The 19,375-nt window shown below is 61.3% G+C and carries 3 protein-coding genes and 2 pseudogenes; all 5 read right to left on the minus strand.

Annotated features, from left to right (window positions below):
* Window positions 1–3 precede the first annotated feature (3 nt).
* Entirely contained in the window at window positions 4–7,701 is a 7,698-nt protein-coding gene (locus O3S81_RS16970; protein ID WP_269344998.1) for a non-ribosomal peptide synthetase, read from the minus strand.
* A gap of 14 nt (window positions 7,702–7,715) precedes the next feature.
* Complete coding sequence (locus tag O3S81_RS26630) at window positions 7,716–8,999, minus strand: SagB family peptide dehydrogenase (protein ID WP_442864941.1); 1,284 nt, start codon at window positions 8,997–8,999, stop codon at window positions 7,716–7,718.
* Window positions 9,000–9,008: 9 nt separating this feature from the next.
* Window positions 9,009–10,343, minus strand: a pseudogene (locus O3S81_RS26635) (amino acid adenylation domain-containing protein); the annotation flags it as partial.
* A 6-nt stretch (window positions 10,344–10,349) separates the two neighbouring features.
* Window positions 10,350–14,912 (minus strand): annotated as a pseudogene (locus O3S81_RS26640) (amino acid adenylation domain-containing protein); the annotation flags it as partial.
* Complete coding sequence (locus O3S81_RS16980; protein WP_269345002.1) at window positions 14,909–19,342, minus strand: type I polyketide synthase; 4,434 nt, start codon at window positions 19,340–19,342, stop codon at window positions 14,909–14,911. The gene O3S81_RS16980 and the pseudogene O3S81_RS26640, both read right to left, overlap by 4 nt.
* Window positions 19,343–19,375: the final 33 nt, after the last annotated feature.

A 19,375-nucleotide genomic window follows, 5' to 3' on the forward strand; every position in this document is an offset into this window, starting at 1 on the left:
GTGTCACAAGCTCTTTAGCAGATTGTCGAGTTCGTCCTGGCCGAGGTCCATGAGCGGGAAATCAGTTGGGCTGAAACCCGCGCCGGAACCCGTCAGGCAATGCCGGATCAAGATTTCAAGATTTTCCCGGAAATGGCCGGCCAGCGTCCTGATGGTGTCTTCGCGATGCAGCTGCGCGCCATGGACCCATTGCAGTTGCAATTCGCCGCGCACGACCATGGCATTGATCTCGAGGATCGCATCGCGCGGGTTGCGCGGCCCGTGCATCGGGCCGGAGGCTATGCCTGAGGGAGCAAACAGGCTCTCGGCCCCGAACATGGCGTCCATCTGGCCGAGATAGTTGAAGCGGACCTGCGGTTTCCCGCAGTCCAGATGCTCACCCTTCCCGCGAAGATATTTCAGAACGCCGAAGCCCACGCCATTATTGGGAATTCGCCGCAACGTGTCCTTGACGTCAAGGAGCAGCCGGTCGGGGGTGGTCTCCGCCGGCGTGTCGAACAAGACGGGATAAAGCGCGGTCAGCCATCCCACGGTTTCGGAAATGTCGAAATCCTTGAACAGATGCGGTCTGCCGTGGCTTTCCATGTCGATGCGCAGGCGCGGTTGGCCGCTCCACTGTCGCAGCGCCAGATAAAGAGCTGCAACGAGAACTTCGTTCGAGGTTACGCTGAAGCCTTCCGGCACGTCCCGAAGCAGTTCTTTCGTTGTCCTGGCATCGATCGTCTGCCGGTAAGTCACCGCATCTGATACGTTATTGCCGCCGTTTTTGTAGTCGAGGGGCAGGGGCTGCACATCTTCGTCGCAGATGCCGTGCCAATATTCCTGCTCATCGTCGAAAAGCTCTAATCGGGAAAGCCGGCTGTGCCATTCGCCTGCGGTGGCTATGCCGGAGCGAGCGGCGCCGGTTTCCAGATAGTGGCGCTCGATATCCGCAACGATCATTCGCCACGATACGCCGTCGACGATGAGGTGGTGGGCCGCGAGGATCAGACGCCCGGATCCATCTGGCAATGTCGCCAGGATTGCGCCGAAGAGAGGCCTGGCGCCAAGATCGAAGCCAGCATGAAGTTTTTTGGCAAGATCCGTGACATCATTTTCATCTGCGGCGGCAAACCGCTGCATGGGCTGCATGGCTGACAGCGGCGCGAACTCCTGTCGCCATTCTCCATTTTCGCGCAAAAATCTGGCGCGAAGCGATGGATGTTCACCGAGCGCCTGGGAAATCGCTTTTTCGAGCCGGTCGGGATCGACGGTGCGGGTGGGCTTCAGGATCAGCCCCTGATTCCAATGGGCGAGATCGGGTAGATCCTGCTCCAGCAGCCAGTGCTGTATCGCTCCCAGCGTGCCGTCATCATGGCTGTGACCCGTCTCGGCCGTCGCGGCGCTTTCGGCGCCCGTCGCTTCGGCAAGCGATGCCAGCGTGGGATACAGGAACACGTCGCGCGGGGTCATTCTCAAGCCCTTCTGGCGGGCCTGCGACACCAGCTGGATGGCAAGGATGGAATCGCCGCCGAGCGAGAAGAAATTGTCGTTTGGCCGAATGTCCTCGCAGCCCAGCAGGCCCTGCCATATCCCCGCCAGCATTTCCTCCTGCCCGGTTCGCGGGCGAGCGGTTTCGTGGGAACGTTCGCCATAGGCTGCGGGATCCGGCAGGGCGGACCTGTCCAGCTTGCCGTTCGGCAGGCGCGGAAGGGCATCGAGTTTCCTTGCAAGGACGGGAACGAAATGCTCGGGCAGGCGCTGCCTGAGCGTTGTGACAAGTCCGGTGATCTCCAGTTCGGGGTCGCCGGCAATCCACATTGCCAGGCGCGGATGATTGGAGGCGTCGTACCAGAGCCCGGCAACGGCCTCATGCACCCCTTCCTGCTGAAGCAAAGTGGCTTCTATCTCGCCCGGTTCGATGCGAAAACCGTTCAGCTTCAACTGTCGGTCGCCGCGTCCCATGTAATCCAGACCGCCATCATCACGCCTGCGGACGATATCGCCGGTCCGATACATGACGCGGTGCTCACTGTGCTCCGCAAAGGGATTGGGTAGAAAACGCTCGGCCGTCTGGCCCGGCCGGTTCCAGTAACCGCGCGCCAACCCGCTGCCGGACAGGAACAGTTCGCCGGGCACGCCAACGGGAACCTCGTTCAACTCGCCGTCGAGCACATAGGCGCGTGTATTGGCAATCGGCACGCCGATCCCGAACCATTCTCCCGATTTCAGTACAGGCGCCACCGTGGAATAGGTCGTGTCTTCGGAGGGGCCGTAAAGGTTATAGAGGTTTTCGACATGGTCGTTGGCGTAAATCCGCCCGACAAGTTCACGCGGAAGCGGCTCTCCCGCCAGGCACACAGTTTTTACGGCTTGCGGCAGGGGCCCAAGTTTCAGCAGTTCGGACATTGGCGTCGGAACCGTGTTCACGAGCGTTACGTCGTCCGCGAATGGCGCGTTCGGGAAGGCGAAGAGATCGTCCACCATGAAGATGCGCCCGCCTGCCGCAAGCGTCGCAAATATCTCGAAGATCGAAAGATCAAAGCAGATCGACGTGGAGGCCAGCACCCCGGACAGCTGGTCGCGCGTGAAGCTGTGCAGGCACCATTGCACGAAAGCGACGGCGTTGTGATGTTCGATGGCCACGCCCTTCGGCCTGCCGGTCGAACCGGAGGTGTAGATGATATAAGCGAGATCGGACCCGGACGTTCCCGATGCTGGAACGGCCCCGTCTGCGAGATTCTCCACCATGCCGGGCGTCATGCATCGGAAGGCCTGTCCGGCAGCCGAAATATCATCATCGCTCGTGACCAGGATGAGTGCCAGATCGGCGTCCGCGGCGATGAATTCTATCCGGTCCTTGGGGTAACGCGGGTCCAGCGGCACATAGGCCGCACCGGTGCGAAGAACGGCGAGTATGGCGGCCACCAGTTCCACGCTCCGCTCGAGGCGGATACCGACCCGTTTTCCCCTTCCGATGCCGGACGCGGCCAGCCCGTTTGCGAGCCGGTCAGCTTTCCGGTCGAGTTCGGCATAGGACAGGCTGCGTTCCTGATCTGTAACGGCTATCGCCTGCGGACTGGCTTCGACGCTCGCTTTGACGAAGTCGTGCAGGCAGTGCCGCTGCGGTTCGAATGCCGCGTCCGTCCCGTTCCAGTGCCGCAGCCTTCTCCGCTGGCTCTCGGGCAGCATAGGCAACCGGTCGCGTGGCATGTCAGGGTGTTCGACAATTCTTTCAAGCAGGGCGACCAGCGCATCGCCGAGCGATTCCATGGTGGCCCGGCGGAAAAGATCGCTGCGATATTCGAGGCGGCATAAAAGTTCCCCGGCCGTTTCGTGGATGAACAGCGTCAGGTCCACGCGTGATGACGTGTCGGGAAGCACCAGCCTTTCCCATTCCATCCCGGCAAGCGGGATTGTCTCACGTCGGGTTTCGACGGTGGAGACCAGCATGGCTTGAAACAGCGGGTTGTGGCTCCACGATCGCGGAAGCGAGAGCGCATCGACCACCTTCTCGAAGGGCGCGGCCTGATTTGCGAAAGCACTCAATGCCGTCTCGCGGGTGGCCCTGAGCGCATCGTTGAAGCTTTCGCCGCCCTGCGTCTGCAACCGGATCGCCAGTGTATTGGCGAACATCCCGATGACCTTTTCCAGATCGGGGTGGAAGCGCTCGGATACCGGTGTGCCCATGACGATATCGCGCATGCCGCTGGCGCGCTGAAGCAGCGTCGAGAACGCCGTCAGCATTCCCATAAAAAGGGTTGCGCCCTGCTGGTCGCAGAGCTTGCGCAATTTTGCGAACAAACCCGCTTCGAGCGAAAAACGGACGCTGTCGCCGGAAAAGCCCTGTATGGCGGGCCGCACGAAATCCGTGGGCAACTCCAGCAGAGGGGGAGCGCCGGCAAGTGTCCTGCACCAGTAATCAACCTGATCCTGCGTATCCTGTTCCCGTTGCCAGAGTGCAAAATCCGCATATTGCAGCGGCAGCGTCTCGCCTGCCGGTGCCACACCCTTCAAAAGTGAGGCGTAGAACGTGGCAACCTCATTCAGGAGAATTTCCGCCGAAAGGGCATCGCCGATGATGTGGTGCAATATGAAAAGCAGAACATGGTCCTGCGGGCCGGTGCGCAAAGCGTGAATGCGGAGCATGGGTGCGACGGCAAGATCAAATGGCCGGCGCGCGCAATCGAGCAGGGCGGCCTCAAGTTCCCTGTCACCGATCTCTTCCGGCACGATCCTGAACATGATCTCTGCGTCGGTCTCGACAAAGGGCTTGCCATCGACCGAGACGAACCGGCTGCGCAGGATTTCCTGTCTTTGCGCTGTCAGTGTGAGTGCGTGCGACAGAATTTCGAAATCGAGCGGCCCGCTTATCTTCAGGGCAAATGGAATATTGTAAAGAGGGCTGTCCGGCTCAAGCTGCGCCAGGGCCCATTGTCTGTTCTGTGCGTAGGAAAGCGGCGTCCGCCCGGTCCTTTGCCGTTTTGACAGTCCGGATAAATCCATATCCGTCCTCAGTCCCGCCGTGGAGACCAGAGCGTCGATCGCGCCCGCAAATTCGGCGAGTTTCGGTTTCTCGAAAATGGTGTGCAGGGGTATTTCGATGGCGAAAGATGCCCGCAGGCGCGCAAGCATGCGGGTTGCCAAAAGGGAATGGCCGCCGACCGTGAAGAAATTATCGTCACGCCCCACCCTCGGAGCGCCAAGCAGTTCACACCAAAGGAAGGCGACAATCTGCTCGGTGCCGTCCTGCGGTGCGGAATAAGCGACTGAGGATGATACGTTTTTCGGGCGTTCAAGCCGCTTGCGATCGATCTTTCCATTGGCGTTCAATGGAAAACTGTCCATCCATACATAAGCGGAGGGAAGCATGTAGGAAGGAAGCTGCGAAGCGAGTGCTGCACGGATTTGATCCTCATCCACGTGGCCTGCCGCGCGGCGGCAATAGGCGACGAGATGGCCCGACCCTTCGCCGTCCTGCCAAAGGGCAACGACAGCCTGTTCGACGGACGGCTGTGCGGCGAGGATTGCCTCGATCTCGCTGAGTTCGATGCGGAAGCCGCGAAGCTTGACCTGAAAATCCGCGCGGCCGACATAGAGGAGATGCCCGGCGGCGGAGCGCCGCATGAGGTCTCCTGTTCGGTAGAGCCTCGATGTATCAGGGCTTCCGTTCGAACGTCCGGCCGACCTTTCCACGAATGCGCGTGAGGTCAGATCGTCGCGATTGAAATAGCCGGGGCTCAGACCGTCGCCGCCGATATAAAGCTCTCCGACGACGCCCGCCGGCACGGGCATCAGTGCATCATCGAGCAGATAAAGCTGCGTATTGGCGATCGGTTCGCCGATCGGCAGGGCGGGAAGATCCAGATGTTCGGGGTCAATACGCGTGCAGGTCGACCATATGGTCGTCTCGGTCGGGCCGTAAAGGTTCCACAATTCGCCACCGGTCGCCAGCAGACGGCGGGCAAGGGCGGGTTCGAGAGCCTCGCCGCCGCACAGCATTCTGAAACCCGCCGGAGCCTGCCAGTCGGCATCGGCCATCAGCCGCCATGTCGCAGGTGTCGCCTGCATCATCGTCGCGCCGTGTTTCCGGATAAGCTCTGCGAGCGCCATGTCGTCATAGACGTCATCGGCTTCGGCCACAATCAGCAGACCGCCAACCATGAGCGGCATCATCAGCTCGAGGGTGGCGATGTCAAAGGCAGGTGTCGTGACGGCGAGGAAGCGATCCTCGGCGGACATGCCCGGACGTCTCGCCATGCTGGTGAGAAGATTGACCAGACTTTTCTGCCTGATCGGTACACCTTTCGGCCGGCCCGTCGAACCGGAGGTGTAGATGATATAGGCCAGATCATCCGGCGATACCTCACGAAGCGGATTGCCGAAGGAGCCGGCTTTACCCAGCAAGGGTTCAATCGCCAGATAATCGCATTCATGTGCCGCGCGGTCATCGTCAGCTTCGCTGACGAGGATGATGTCGGGACGGCAGTCCTCGAGAATGAGTGCGCGCCGTTCCGCCGGATGTCCGGGGTCGAGAGGCACATAATGGCCGCCGAGCTTCAGCACCGCGAGAATGGCGATGACGAGATTTTCGGAACGCGGCAGGCAGATGGCAATGCGGGGATGAGATTTCCCGTTGCCGATATGATCACGCAAACCGGATGCCACCCGGTTGGCGGCATCATTCAGGTCGCTATGGGAAAATTCGCGGGTTCCGCAGCGCAGAGCCGCAAACGGGCCGCGCGCCTGTGCCGTGTCTTCCAGCAGCGATGCGACGTCTTTCGATGGAAAGGCGGTGGCGGTTTGGTTTGCAGCTGCCATGGCGGCATGTTCCACCTCGTCCAACAGGTCCATTTCGGCGATGCGCCCGCCGGGATCCGATACCAGGCCGCCAAGCAGTCTCGTGAAATAGGCGGAGAAGCGGGCCACAGTTTCGGGCAGGAAGAGTTCCGTATTGAACTCGAAAATTCCACTGAACCCTTCTGTTCCCCGTCCCTCATGCATGTCGAGGCTGAGGTCGAAACGCGATGCGCCTGAATCCAGCGCCACCGGCGTGACCTTGATGTCACCGAGGTCGAAAGCGGCGCCGGAAGCGTTGTGAAGGACGAAGGTCGACTGGAACAGCGCGTTGTGGCCGATGTCGCGCTCGACGTTCAGCGTATCCACCACCTGCTCAAAGGGAACATCCTGATTGGAGAGGGCGTCCAGAGTCGTGTCGCGCACCCTTGAAAGGACCATGTCGAACGTGTCGTCGGGCTGCAGGCGGGTTCGCATGACAAGATTGTTGACGAAAAGCCCGATGAGATTGCGGGTCTCTGCCCTGTTGCGGTTCGATGCCGTCGTGCCGATGCAGATGTCGTCCGATCGCGAGAGACGGGCGAGCAGGATCTGATATGCCGCCAGCAGCACCATGAAGGTGGTCAGTTTCCGGCTTCTTGCCAGATCCTTGATGGCGGCGGACAGCGCGGGCCCAAGGTGGAATTTGTGCCGGGCGCCGTGAAAGGCCTGCGTGACCGGACGGGGAAAGTCGAATGGGAGCTGAAGAAGCAGCGGAGCGTCGCGAAGCCGCTCACGCCAGTAGCCGAGCTGGCCTGAGAGTTCCGCCGTTCCATTGCGCTGCCATTCGGCATAATCGCGATACTGGATATCCAGTGCGGGCAGCTGTGCGGGGGACGGGGATCCGGCCGCGCTGTAAAGCCTGTAGACCTCGTCGATGAGGATCTGCAACGAGGCGTAGTCGGAAATGATATGATGGATCACCATCACGAGGATATGTTCGTCAGGCGCGACGGCGAACAGGCGGACGCGAAACAGCGGACCCTGCGCCAGCGCGAAGGGCTGACGCGCAAAATGGCCGATGGCGGCGTCTTGCGCAGGCTCGTCATTGCCGAGATCCTGAAAACTGAAGTCCGCCGTTGATCGGGTGGCGATGGTCTGGAACGGTTCCCCGTCCAGAACCTCGAAAACGGTTCGCAGGCTTTCATGGCGCTGGACGACGATATCGAAACAGGTCTTCAGCCTGTCGCGGTCGAGAGGGCCTTTCAGCCGGACGGCCACGGGTATGGAATAGGCACCCGTCCCGGGCTGCATCTGCTCCACAAACCAGATGCGCTCCTGGGCGTGGCTGAGGCGGAAATTCCTTTTTTCGGATGCCTGCTGTCCGGCCATCAGGCGTTGCAGAAGCTGGCGCTTTTCATCCGGCGTCAGCCTGGAAATATCCATTCTGTTCACGTTTATCAGTCCTTTTGGCTGGAGAGCAGCTGCTCCAGCATTCGATCCACGTCGCTCTCGGAAAGGTCGTTGACGGAGGCACCCGCAACGACTGGGGAAATACCGGTTTCCACTGCGTCCGATACGGAAGGTGAAAGTGAGCCGAGCAATTCGGATTGGGCCTTGACGGTGGTGACGCCAAAGAGCTGCGCGAGCGTCAGGTGAACCGAAAATTCCTGCCTTATGCGCGACAGCAGCTGCATGATCGTCAGTGAATCGCCGCCCGCTTCGAAGAAATTGTCCTCCACGCCGGCGTTGTCATTGGCCAGGAGCTCGTGCCAGATCGCCAGTAATGCGGCCTCGCTGGCCGTAGCCGGGGCAACGGCGTTTCGCGCCCTTGTGCCCGGTGCGGGCAGGGCCTTTCGGTCAACCTTGCCGTTGGCGCTGAGAGGCAGTCGATCCATGATCACGAATTCGCGCGGGACCATGTAGGCGGGAAGTTTCGCGGCAAGAAATGCACGCAGCCGCTCCGAGAGGGTTTCACCCCGCATTTGCGCGGATGCCTGCCACTGCGTACTCCATGCGGGATCGATAGTCCCGCCGGCGAGAACGTAAAGCGGCTCTTCCTCCGCTTCGGTTGCCAGTGCCGAGGCCATGGCGGAAAGATCAGCGCCACCGGCTGCACATAGGCCGATATCGAGACGGGGGGCGTGCAGCATCATGACTTGGGCCATATGGCCGGCTTCCAGAAGGCAGAAGTCGCGGGATTTCTCCCCGTAGCTGCGCGCCATTGCCGCCTTGCGGCCGGTGAAAACCACGAGGAAGGCGCATTGCCCGACAATATCGTCGCTCTTGCCCGCAATCGCGTCGATCTGTTCCTGCGAAACATCCTTCAGGAATTCCAGCCGATGCTCTGCGGGATGATGGCGATACCAGCCGGCAGACAGCCCCTCGATCCGGCCTTCACGGACCAGAATATAGGTCTGGACAGGGTAAATACCGCCGGCGGACGGGTAGAGCGCCTTTTTCAGCGGTGTTCCCGGCATCTCGAAGGCCCGTATGCTGGCCAGAAGATGCCCGATTTTCGGAAGTTCCGCCGGAGCCGGCAAAAACCGGCGATGGCTTTGCCGGGCAATCGCCTCGTGGATCAGGCTCTCCGGAGAAGGCAGGTCGATGTTCCTTCCGGCGTCGTGCAACCCGCCTGCGCCTGAACGGGTGGTTTTCGCCTCCAGTTTGCCGATGAGGCTGCCTGCCGTATCCGCAACGATATAGGCCACGAGGGCAGGCGGCTGGCCCACCGTCGTCACCACGGCTTCGGCGACATTTTCATTTTGCAGCAGCGCGGTTTCGATTTCTCCAAGCTCGATCCGGAAGCCGTTGACCTTGACCTGGAAATCTTCGCGCCCGAGGAATTCCAGCAGTCCCTCCGGCCGCAGCCGTCCGAGATCGCCGGTATCGTAAAGCAGAAGCGCTCCGCTTTCCGCGTCCTCTTCATCCGCAAAGCTGTCGGGGATGAAGCGGTCGGCGGTCAGTTGCGGCCGACCCCAGTAACCTCGCGCGACACCGATGCCGCCGATAAACAGCCGACCCGTGACCCATGGCGGGCAGGGCCTTCCCTGATCGTCCAGGACATACCAGCGCTGGTTTGCCAGCGGCTTGCCATAAGGGATGCTGGTCCAGCCCGGCAGAGCTTCCCCGATGGGATGGAAAACCGACCAGATGGAGGCTTCGGTGGCGCCGCCAAGGCTGATGAGATCGGCATCGGGCAAATGCGCTTTTAAAGTGGGCGGCAAGCTGACGGGAATCCAGTCACCGCTCATCATGACGAGACGCAACGGCGGTTTTTCCCGCAGCGCCGGCAGTTCGGCCAGCAGCAATTGGGCAAGGGCCGGAACCGAGTTCCAGACTGTTACCCGATGCTGCAGCAGCAGTTTCATCCACCGGGCGCTGTCCGACACCTCCTCGCGCACGGGCACGACGATGGCGCCGCCAACGGCAAGTGGACCGAATATATCGTAGACCGAAAGATCGAAGCTGAGGGAGGAGAGCGCGAAGACCCGATCCTCGGCGCAAACGCCAAAGCGGCGATTGACATCGAGGATCGTGTTCAGCGCGCCACGATGGTCGATCATCACGCCCTTGGGTTTTCCGGTCGAACCGGAAGTGAAGATGATATAGGCAAGATCCGACGGCATGGCAGCCGAGGGCGAGGGTCTTGCTCCGCCATTTTCGGGAACCGCAATCACCGTCACCCGCTGCGGCCAGTCACCCCCTTCAGCAATGACGAGATCGGCCGCCGTGTCTTCCACCAGTTCGAAACGCCGTTCCGCCGGCAGGTCGGGATCGACCGGCACATAGGCCGCGCCACTTGCCAGAATGCCGAGGCAGGCGATCACCTGATTTGCGCCCTTGGGCAGCGAAACGGCAACCCGGTCGTTCGGGCCGGCACCGGCCGCCTGAAGATTTGCCGCGAGCGCCAGCGCGCGCTCGGCGACCTGTCCATATGTCAGTTCGACGCCCTGCGCGCAGACGGCGATTTTCTCCGGGCTTTCCGCCGCTCTCAGGAAAAACGCCTCATGCAGCAGCCGTGTGTCGTCAGGAAGCGCGATTTTCGCCCTGTTGTTGAGCGTTTCGAAGGCCCGGCAATCAACAATGGCCGGCTCGGCCTGCCATGCCGCATCGTCGCTGGCCAGCGCCCGCAGCAATGTTTCATAGGCGGCAAACATCATGTCCAGCATGGAGGGCGGAAAGAGTTCCTCGACGGCATCCCAATTATAGACCAGATCACCCGCATCTTCGGAAACCTGATGGTCGAGATAGACCTGCGGCGTCTGGCTGACGCTGTCCACCAGTCGCGTATCCAGACGTGGAGCGTTGTCGTCTTTCGTGGTCTGCCCCAGTACGCTGGTGAAAACCACCGGCATCAGCGCACCACCAGAGCGTCCGTTCTGCTTCGCCAGTTCGCGAAGCACCGAGACGCCGCTGAAAAGCCTGTGTTCCAGATCTTCCATCAGGCGCAGCTGGACTTGCTGCGCGCGCGTGGTGAAGTCGGCACGGGCCGAAAAATCAAGCCCCAGCAGCAGCGACGCGGTGAAGTCGCCGACGATCTTTTCCACGTCCTGATGAACCGGTTCGCGATTGAAGACGGTCAGATTGAGGGTGAATTCCTGACGCCTGCTCCAGCGTGCCAGAACCTCCGCAAAGATCGTCATGATCGCGGCTGTCGGGGTCAGGCCGGCGCTCTGGGCCAGCTCCTTGAAGCGCGACCAGTCTTTCGCGGCAAGCCGGCCCCGGCGGCGGGTGAAACGCGGGTGTTCGATCTGCGACGGATTGCATGCCAGCGGCAGATCCGGTGAGGCCGGCAGGGCGGCTATCCGGGCGGACCAGTGTTCTTTTGCCCGCTCATAGGCGGCGCTGTTGTGAGCGGATTTCTCGAAGAGAACATAATCGCGGAATGTCAGCCCGATTTCGGGAAGCGCGCGTTTCTGCATGAGGGCCGCCAGTTCGCTGCCCATCAGTTTCAGTGACCAGGCATCGCCGATAAGGACGTCGAAACTGACGAACAGCCTCGTCGTCTTTTCATCCAGCCGGGCGGCCTCGATGTGGAATAGCGGCCAGCGGTCCGCCTTGAAAATATTGTGCGACAGCCTGTTTCTGATGTCGATCAGGCGCGTGGCGCGATCGGCCGCATTGCGCAGATCCGCAACCGGCAGCGCATAGTGGGGAACATCCGCCAGCACGCGCTGCCGCCCGTCCGGATCGACGACCGCACGCAGCATGTCGTGGCGTGCGACCAGATCGTTTATGGCGTTTTCCAGCGCATCGGTATCGAGATTGTCGATATCGAATTCCCGGTAGCCGTGGGAGCCGACGCTGCCGAGTTCGAAGCCCTGGTTGCGGCCGATCCAGTAGGCATGCTGGATATCTGTCAGGGGAAACGGCTCATGGCGGTTTTCAGGATCGTGGATCACCGCGTGGCCGTCGGCCTGGGCAACGTCCTCGGCTGCATTCTCAAGCCGGTTTGCCAGCTGGGCGATTGTCGGGGTCTCGAAAATTGCCTTCAGCGGCAACGAAACCCCGAAATCGGCCTTTATGCGGGCGATGATCCGGATGGCAAGGAGCGAGTGTCCTCCCATCTCGAAGAAGCTGCGCTCGACATCGGTCACGCCCGTCTGAAGGACGTCCTGCCATATGGCCGCAAGCTTTTGTTCGAGATCGTTTCGCGGCGCCGTGCCGCTGCCGCCCGGCGCGCTTATCTCCAGTGAGCGCAAGGCATTCCGGTCGATCTTGCCGTTCGGCAGGTGCGGCATGGCCGACAATATGGTCCACAAGGCCGGAACGAGGTGGGACGGCAGGTGTTTTGCCAATGTCGTTCGAATGTCGTCGGCGCTCAGATGCCGGCCGGCATCGAGAGAAATGTAAGCGGCGAGCTGGCGGTCCGGGCTTGCCTCATCGCCGATGACCGCGACGACGGCCTCGTCGATGCCATCGATGTCCTCGAGCCGGTGTTCGATCTCGCCGGTCTCGATGCGCAGGCCCCTGATCTTGACCTGATTGTCGAGACGCCCGTGGAATTCCAGCATGCCATCAGCACGGCGCCTGACCCGGTCGCCGGTGCGATAAAGATAGGCCGATGATCGCCCGGAAAACGCATCGGGAACGAAACGCTCCGCCGTCTGGCCCGGGCGCCGGAGATATCCGCGGGTGACCCCGGCTCCTCCGAGATAAAGCTCGCCCGCCAGACCGTCAGGCCGCAAACGCCCCGCCCGGTCGAGGACGTAAGCCTGCGTGCCTGGCAGGGGCGTGCCGATCGGAACCGTTCTTTCGTCGCCACCGGCGCAAACGATCGTTCCGGTCGAATAGGTCGTATCCTCCGAGGGTCCATAGAGATTGTGTATGCGCGCCTGCGGCGCCTTTTGCGCCAGCTCTTCGAGCAGGACCGGCGGTAGCGGTTCCCCGGCAAGATTGATGGCGCGGACCGATTTCGGAAGCGTGTCGTGGCGCAGATACTCGCGCAGCAGACTCGGTACGGTGTTGATCAGGCTGATCTCGACCACATCCTGCAAACGCGGCACATCGAAAAGCGTGTTGGCCAGAACCACCTGACCGCCGCAGGAAAGGGTGCCAAAAATCTCGAATATGGAAAGATCGAAGCAGACCGAGGTCGATGCCAGCACATTTGCAAGCTCGTCACGGGTGAAATTGCCGGCGGTCCATTGCATGCGGGCAGCGGCGTTGCCATGGGTGATCGCGACACCCTTCGGTCGTCCCGTGGAGCCGGACGTGTAGATGATATAGGCAAGATCGGCCAGGTCGCTGGTGTGGGTTGGGGTGAAGGCCGCACCGGGAAGTTTACCGACCTCAAGGAGCGCCAAATCTTCCGCCGCATCGAATGCCAGCCGGTCGCTGTCGGTGAGGACGACCCTTATGGCGGCATCCTGTGCGATGAAAGCAAGCCTTTCGGACGGATAGTCCGGATCGAGCGGAACATAGGCAGCACCTGCCTTCAGGACGCCGAACAGGGCTGCGAGGAGATCCGGCGTGCGTCGCATGCAGACGCCGACGATGGAACCGCGGCCAAATCCGCCGGCGGCAAGCGCAGCGGCGATGGCATCACTTCGTTGATCGAGGGCCCGATAGGTAAGGTTGCCCTCTTCGCTTGCGACCGCGGATTTTTCCGGCGAGCGTGCTGCCTGTTCAGTCAGCATCGCGTGCAGGCAAAGACCCTCGATTGTCAGCTCTTGACCGGCGGAACGGCTGATCTGCCCCCGTTGCTCATCGTTGCTGAGAAGGGAAAATTCCGACAGCCTGCGGGCAGGGTCTTCAACGATTGTGCGCAGGACATGTTCGAAACGGCGCCAGATCGCAGCAATCGTCTCTTCGTTGAAAAGATCGGTCGCATATTCGATCTTGCCGCCGATATCCGGATCATTGTCTTCGAGATTGAAGCGAATCTCGTTTTTGGCCGCACCATCGGGCAGGCGCAGGGTTTCGATTTCAAGGCCGTCGAGTTCGGGCAACCTGGCCAGATTGTGCTGAAGATCGAACTTGGCCTGAAACAGCGGCGTCATTTCGGAAAGGGAGCGTTTCGGATTGAGAACCTCGACGATCCGCTCATAAGGCACGTCCTGGTTCGCAAGGCCTGTACGGACGGTCTCGCTGACGCGTTGCAGCAGAACGGAAAAATCCGGATTTCCCGCAAGATCGGTGCGCAGCACCAGCGTGTTGACCAGCGGGCCGATCATCGCCTGGGTTTCCGGCCTGTCGCGGTTTGCGACTTCACTCCCCACCACGATGTCATCGCTGTCGCAATAGAGATGGAGCACGAGTTTGAAAGCGGAGAGCAGCAGAACGAACAGGCTTACATTATGGGCCCGCGCCAGCGCCCTTAGTTTTCCTGAAAGTTCGGGATCGACCGACACGGCAAATTGCGCGCCGCGAAAACTCGCAATCGCCGGGCGCGGACGGTCGAATGGAAGGTCGAGCACCGGCAGTTCGCTTGCAAGCGCCGTCTTCCAGTAGGAGAGCTGGTTTTCGAGGACCGGGCCACGCAGCATTTTCCCCTGCCAGATCGCCCAGTCGGCATATTGAACGCGAATATCCGGCAGCGGATGGGACTGTCCGGTTTTCCCCTTGTAGAAGCCCGCCAGATCGCGGGCGAGCACCGTCATGGACCAGCGATCCCCGGCGATGTGATGCAGGCCGACCGCCAGCAGATGATCTTCGGTGGACAGGCGAACCAGCATTGCACGCAATTGCGGGCGGCTCAGGTCATAGGGTTCCGAAAGCCGTTGCAGGATGTGCTGACGGGCATTGGCTTCCGGGTCAGTATCCTGCCCAAGGTCGAGGAATTCGATGGCTGCGTCGCCATCGATCAGAATATCCTGTTGCGGAAAACCGTCCGCGCCGGGAATGAAGCGCGTTCGCAGCGGCTCATGCCGTTTGACGACATTTGCCAGCGCCTCTTCCAGCGCCATCCTGTCGAGCTTTCCGCGAAACCGCAGGACGCTGCGCATATTGTAGGCCGTGCTGTCCGGTTCAAGCTGCTGCATGAACCACAGGCGCTGCTGTGCGAAGGACAGCGGACGGTCGCCATCACCGTCTTCACGTCCGGGAATGACGGAGTCGAGAGCCGATTGATAACCCCGCTCGGCAAGACGCTGCTCTATGAGGCGGCGGCGCTCGGGCGAAAGGTTCGCGAGTTTGGCGTAGAATTCGTTCATCGTGCTTCTGCTCCTCCAAGTGCGCTCCGGACCTCACTGTCGGAAAGGCCTTCGATTTCCATCAGCAGCGCCGCCATCTCGTCCAGGTCGCCCTCATCGGGCATATGGGCGGCGATCATGCTCGCCACGCGGGCGACGGTGGGGTTTTCGAAGAGGAGTTCACGCATTTCGATTTTGACCAGGAATGTTTCCCTCAGTTTGGCGACGACCCGGATGGCCAGAAGCGAGTGCCCGCCCAGCTCATAAAACCCGTCATCGGCACCGATCCCGCTCACACCGATCAGCTCTTCGAAAATGTCGGCGACCGTGGTTTCGATCCCCGTTCGCGGGGCGACGAAAAGCGTGGACATCGCCGGTCTGGAACGGCCTGCAACCGGAGCTTTCGGGAGCGGTGCGCTTTTGCCGGAGGCCGGCGTCACGGTGATGTCGCTGCGGGACATCATCGTTGTGCCAGTAATGCCGTTCTCGATGATCTTTTTCGTCAGGCTCCAGGCATCCTCCGAGCTCACCGCATAGGCATTGGTGTCGAGCGAAGAGCGTTTGCCGGCGGCCAGGACATCGATGAGCGGATAGCCGATGGCGAACCAGGGCATGCGTGTGGCGCGTGATTGGGCCGCAACAAGCAGCTCCACCGCCTGGTATCCCGATGTATAGGCGGCGAGCCCGACGCCACCGATGACGGTGGCAAGCGATGACTGGATGCAGCAGAAGCCCGCGCGGCGTTGTTCCATGGCCTGAATGAGCGCCCGCAACGGCGTGATGCGAACCGCTTCATTATAGGTGAGATGGGTTTCATCCATCATGGAAAGGGGCGCTGCCGCGTGCCGGTTTGCCTGAGGCATGCTCAGGAAAATCCCGTCGAGCCGGCCATGTGTCGATACCACCTCATCCAGTGCGGCGCCGACCGCAGCCGCGTCATTGCAGTCGATCCGGCGGGTATCGATGCCTGCCCCCGAAAAAGTGGCGGCTTCTGCCTCTTGGGTGGATTGCAGCACGGTCAGTCGCGTGCCGGAAATTTTCGCCAGATGATCCAGCCAGACGGTGCCGACGCCTTCGGCGATATTTCCGATCACGACATAAACGCCGTTTTTTCGCAGCCGGGTCGATGCCTGCGGTTCAGGCAGGTCAAGCGGCGCAAATCCATGCGACCACCGATGCGGGCCTCTTAGGGCGACCACCGGGCCGCTGCCGCCGAACTCCGCAAAAAGGCGATCGGCAACCGCCGCGTCCGCCATGTCCTGCGCGACGGCGATGTCGATATGTCTGCACGTCAGGTCCTCATATTCCTGAGCCGCGACCTTCAGAATTCCCGGCAACCGCGACTGGAGCTCGTTGAGGCTCTCCAGGCCTGTGACATCCGTTGCCCCATAGGTGACCAGTGTGAGCGTGGTTGTATGCCCACGGGCGGCGAGCGCCCGCACGAGATTGAGCAAAGTCGTAATCTCGTCCCGTTGGCCGGGCTTCAGGGGCCATAGATAGAGGATATCCTGCGGCAGCGCCCCGCGTTCGCCGAGCGTGTCCAGCAGTTCGGCGAAATCCGCTGCCGACTGTCCAGCAAGGCTGAAGCAACGGAAGTCGCATTCCTCGAACCTCTCGCCTTCTATGGCGCGATAGACCTGCGCGCCGGCCCCTTCGAGCCGTGCGGCGAGCGATTTGCCGACGCGTCCTTCATCGAGGATCAGCACCCGGCGATTTCTGCAATCAGCCCCGCTTGCCGGCGGCAGGCGCTGCCATGTCGGACGATAGATCCTTGCACTGTCGCCGGAGGTCGAAATCAGCGTCTGTTTTTCCGCGGCCTGGCTGGAAATCCAGTAGCGCTGCCGCTGGAACGGATAGGTAGCCAGCGGCACGCGGTGGCCTTCCTGCGCGGCGGCCCGCCAGTCGAGGTGCCCGCCACTCCGCCAATAATGGCCCTGCGCGGCAAGATATTGGCTTGTCTCGTTCTCCGGGTTGGAGCGGCCGAGGCAGGTTATGAGGCGGTCTTCCGCAATGGCGTGTTGGCTGACCAGACCCGACAATGTCGAGCCCGGACCGGCCTCGATGAAAACGGCATTTTCCATGCCGAGAAGCGTCCGGGTACCCTCGTCGAAACGCACCGTCCGTTCCAGATGTCTGGCCCAGTAATTTGGATCCGTCGCTTCGGCGGCGCTCAGCCAGGTTCCCGTCACGTTGGAAATCATCGCAATGGAAGGCGGGGAAAGCTTTACGGCCTGCAATTCCCGGACAAAATGCGCCGCGGCCTCCGCCATCATCGGCGAATGGAAGGCGTGTCCGGTTTTCAGCCGGCGGGTCACGTGGCGGGTCTGTCTGAGTTCTGCTTCGAGCCTTGCAACGGCGTCCAAGCTGCCCGAAACAACACTCAGGCCCGGTGCGTTGCTGGCGGCAAGCGCGATGTCGGCGCCCAGCCAACGGTCGATCGGCGTGTCGGGATGGACGACCGCGAGCATTGCGCCGGGGGCTGCCTGTTGCATCAACCGGCCGCGCGCCACCACAAGTGACAGCGCGGTATCGAGATCGAAGACGCCCGCCAGGCAGGCCGCCACATATTCGCCAACGCTGTGGCCATGCAGCGCCTGCGGCGTCACACCCTGCGCCATCCATGCCTTTGCAAGGGCATATTCCACGGCAAACAGCGCCGGCTGGGCGAATTCCGTATGATTGATATCGTCATGTCCGGCAAAGAGATCGGCACGGAAATCGCGTTGCATGATCCCGGCAAGACGATCCGCGCAGGCATCGAAAGGCGTGCGGAAAAGCTCCACCCGGTCATAAAGGTCTCTGCCCATACCGGCATATTGGCTTCCCTGTCCCGGAAACAGGAATACCGGTGAGGGTGCGCTGCCGGCAACGGATGGCTTTTCCCCAGCAAGGCGACGTAGTTCCGTGACGGCCGACGCCATATCATCGGCAACCAGAGACTGGCGGTGGCTGAAGGCCTTGCGGCCACTACGCAGCGTGAAGGCAACGTCCTCAAGCGAAAGGTCGGGTTGCGTTTCGAAAGCTTTCGCCTGTGCCGAAAGCAATTCCGAGAGGGCCGTTGCATTGCGCGCGGAAAAGACCAGAAGCTGCGGCGATGCCGGTTGCGTCTTCCGCCTCGTGTGCGCTTCCGCCGGTGCCTCTTCCAGCACCACATGCGCATTCGTTCCGCCGATACCCAGCGAGCTGATGCCCGCTCTTCTGGGGTTTTCAAGAGCAGTCCAATCCCGCAATGCCGTATTCACCTCAAAGGGGCTCGCCGGGAAATCGATCTTCGCATTTGCCTGTTTGAAATGAAGGCTTGCGGGAATTTTGCCGTGCTTCAGGCAAAGCACGGTCTTGATGAAACCGGCAATTCCTGCAGCCGTATCGAGGTGGCCGATGTTGGTTTTCACGGAGCCGATTGCGCAATATCCGCTGCGCGGCGTCGTCTTGCGAAAGGCCTGCGTCAGCGCCGCAATCTCGATGGGGTCGCCCAGCGATGTTCCCGTGCCATGCGCCTCGATATAACCGATGGAATCGGCCGATATTCCCGCAGCCGCATGGGCCTCGCTGATGACCATGGCCTGGCTGTCCACCTGTGGCGCGGTAAAGCTCGCCTTCAGCGCGCCGTCATTGTTGATGGCCGAGCCGATGATGACGGCCTCTATCGTGTCGCCGTCGGCAAGCGCGTCTTCGAGACGCTTGAGCACGACGACCCCGACGCCGCTGCCGGGAACGGTTCCGGCGGCCTCCGCATCGAAAGCCCGGCAATGGCCGTCCGGGGACAATATCCCGCCTTCGCGCGCCACATATCCGTGTGAACGGGAAACCGTTACGCCGCCCGCGAGCGCAATATCGCATTCGCCTGCAATGAGGCTCTGCGCCGCGACATGCACGGAAACCAGCGACGAAGAGCAGGCGGTCTGCACCGTCAGGGCCGGTCCACGCAGATTGAGTTTGTAAGCCGTGCGCGTAGCCAGAAAATCCTTGTCGTTGGCGACGAACAGTTCAAAGGGGCTGATCGATTGACGCACCGCTGCATTGGCATGCAGGTTCAGAAGATAGGTATTGAAGCCGCTCGAGGCATAGACGCCGATGGAGCCGCCGAAGGTGTCGCCCTGATATCCTGCGCGCTCCAGCGCCGCCCAGGCGCATTCGAGAAACAGGCGCTGCTGCGGGTCGAGGATTTCCGCCTCGCTGGGGCTGTAACCGAAAAATTCGGCGTCGAACTGGTCAGCCCCCTCCAGCGGCGCGGAAGCCCGCACGAAATCGGGGTCGGTCAACTGTTCGGGCGGGACACCCAGCGCGACGAGTTCCTCGTCGGTCCATTGCTTGACCGACTCCCGGCCATTGACCAGATTGTCCCAGAAGCTTTCGATATCCGAAGCTCCCGGAAACCGGCCTGCCATACCTATGACGGCGACCCGAAAGGCGTTCCGATCCTGGTTTGAAGCGCTGGTATAGTCGGACATATGCAGTTCTCGCTGGATTTGAAATTGAACACA

The organism is Agrobacterium sp. SOY23, assembly GCF_027212525.1.
In the GTDB taxonomy this organism is placed as follows: domain Bacteria; phylum Pseudomonadota; class Alphaproteobacteria; order Rhizobiales; family Rhizobiaceae; genus Agrobacterium; species Agrobacterium tumefaciens_I.

Excerpts from the sequence above, each read along its gene's own strand:
- O3S81_RS16970 (WP_269344998.1), bottom strand. The coding sequence starts at position 7,701 with ATGGATATTTCCAGGCTGACGCCGGATGAAAAGCGCCAGCTTCTGCAA.
- O3S81_RS16980 (WP_269345002.1), bottom strand. The coding sequence starts at position 19,342 with ATGTCCGACTATACCAGCGCTTCAAACCAGGATCGGAACGCCTTTCGG.